This window comes from Mucilaginibacter sp. P4_E8 (assembly GCF_056401495.1).
This window is the reverse complement of record NZ_JBFUJG010000313.1, coordinates 1-2,204: the sequence shown is the minus strand read 5'-3', so window position 1 is coordinate 2,204 and position 2,204 is coordinate 1. Positions and strand designations below refer to the sequence as shown.

2 protein-coding genes and 1 pseudogene are annotated in these 2,204 nt (G+C 38.6%); all 3 read right to left on the bottom strand.

The window, feature by feature from the left end; genetic code table 11:
* Positions 1-490: pseudogene (locus AC1DRQ_RS30885) on the bottom strand (hypothetical protein); the annotation flags it as partial.
* Between the two features lie 135 nt (positions 491-625).
* A complete protein-coding gene (locus AC1DRQ_RS30880; RefSeq protein ID WP_477429859.1) occupies positions 626-1,444 on the bottom strand; it encodes a class I SAM-dependent methyltransferase in 819 nt (272 codons plus the stop codon).
* The coding region (locus tag AC1DRQ_RS30875; protein WP_477429857.1) for a B12-binding domain-containing radical SAM protein at positions 1,441-2,204 on the bottom strand (764 nt) is incomplete at its 5' end. The genes AC1DRQ_RS30875 and AC1DRQ_RS30880, both read right to left, overlap by 4 nt.

Sequence of the window (2,204 nt, the reverse complement as noted above, 5' to 3'; positions counted from 1 at the left end):
GTATAGTTGTATCACTTCGCAGTACATTTTTCACATAATTATCAGCGTAAAAAGTCATATAAACCCCAGCGCCTGTGATGTCGACAGTATCATTTTGGGCTTTAAGCATTTCCAATACGAGGCTGTCTTTACTCATCTTTTTTACTTTTAGCCAGGTTCGGATTGTGTTAAAAACAGAGTCATAACCCCGTGAGAGCGGAAAATTAAAAAAGCGTTTTTTATTGAGGCTATATATGCTTACTGAATCATCTGAAACGAAATTTAATTTCCATTGAGGTTCTAACTGGTAACCATACTCATTAAATGAAAGGCCATTTTTTTGACGACGATTTACCTCCGTGTAGCTAATTCCTTCTATTGATTTAAAAGAGATCAGGTCTTTTTCACCATTATGCTTAACAATCTTAGGATTATTATTGTTGCAGCCAACAATGATAGTGGCATTGATCAATAATAGCGTTAACCCAAAGGTTATTATATTTAGCTTCATGGGCAGTGTTTTTACTAAGATAATAATATTATCTTTTGCTATACACTTATTTTTTTTATGAAATACTTATTTCTTCTATAGGAAAGTATTTTATAAGGGATGCCACAAGTTATTTATTGATTTGGTTTCCCCTGACTATTTCTTCTCTAATGAAATGATAAAATAATCGCCCATGTATTTCCAGAGCCATTTATCCTTCCATTTGTCCTCTTTATTTTTCAGGAAATTATAGGCCCTGGGGTGCTTCTCGGCAAAGTCTTCTATGTATGATGGTGGTACCAGCGTACATAGTCCTTCTAAGCCCAATACCCTATATGATTGCTGTAAGGTATTGGTAATGAATGACGGGCTGTAATAATAACATTTAAAATAAGTCCCTTCAATATGGGCTGTTCTTCCCTTGCTGCTAAAAAACCTGCGGAATGCGGTCTTGAATTTGCCTTTGAAAACAAGTAGTGTTTCCCACAAGCAAAACCCGGGAATAATAACCAGGGTTACCTTACCACCCGGTTTAAGCAATGCATCAAATGACAGCAAAACCTTCTCCAGTTCACCGGTACAATTAAGACCGCCAAAGTTTGAAAATATATGATCAAATGGTCCCTGGTTTTGTAATTGATCAAGCTGGGTAAAAGAGCATGTTTCAAAACTGATCAGGTTACGGTAAGGGGCTGATTTTTGCTGCAGCACTTGTTGCATACCGGTAGATATATCTGTTGCATGAACCTTATGCCCTGCCCTGGCAAAAAATATGGCGTCTTCGCCGGTGCCGCTGTTTAGCTCCAATATGCTGCTGCATGGTGCCAGATGTTGTAAAACATGCTGCCTTACCCTCGCCCGTTTATAATTGATAATAGTATTGCCCGAATAGATCTCGTCAAAAACTATCGATTGACGGGTAAAAGCGGTTGATGCATCGGCCTCATTATTATTTGTTATGCTGATATTGGTCATGACGCTTTCTCCAATTGACTTAACTTAAACCTTTCTATCATCATTGCCGGTGCATGATATAAAACCGATACCGCTTTCCTGATGCGCTTTGTGTTTAATTTAAAAGGATTGTTAAGCAGTTTTACAAGATTATATGTAGCCAAATGGGCATGATAGTTTTGATGCACGTACTTATGCAACTGTTTATAATAAGCGGGACTAAAAGTATTGCTAAACATCAGTGCCATTTCGTCGGAGTCTGTCCAGTTGGTCTTTTTTTGAAGATCGGCTTTTACCTTTTCATAAAACAAGGTACCCGGCAGCGGATAAGAAACCGAAATACCTATTTCATGCGGTAAAAGGTTGTTGATCATCCGGATAGTTTGCACTATATCTTCCTTAGTTTCGCCAGGGTAACCAAACTGGATAAAAAACGATGGTTTTATGCCATGTTTTTTCATGAGTTGCGTAGCTGTAAATATCTGCTGTGTGGTAATACCTTTATCCATGGCATCCAGTATTTTTTGCGAACCGCTTTCGGCACCTATCCAAACGTTATCACAACCCGAAGCCGCCAGCGCCTGTACTGTTTCTTCTTCCAAAAGCAGGTCGGCCCGGGATTGGATCTTGTAGCTGAACTTAAGATTTTCCTGTTCAACAAGTTGTGCAAACTTTACTACCCAACCTGGTTTTAAACCAAAAATATCATCACAAAACCAAATATGATCCATATGAAAATTATCCTTTAGCAATTTGATCTCGGTGATCACGTCCTCGGGAC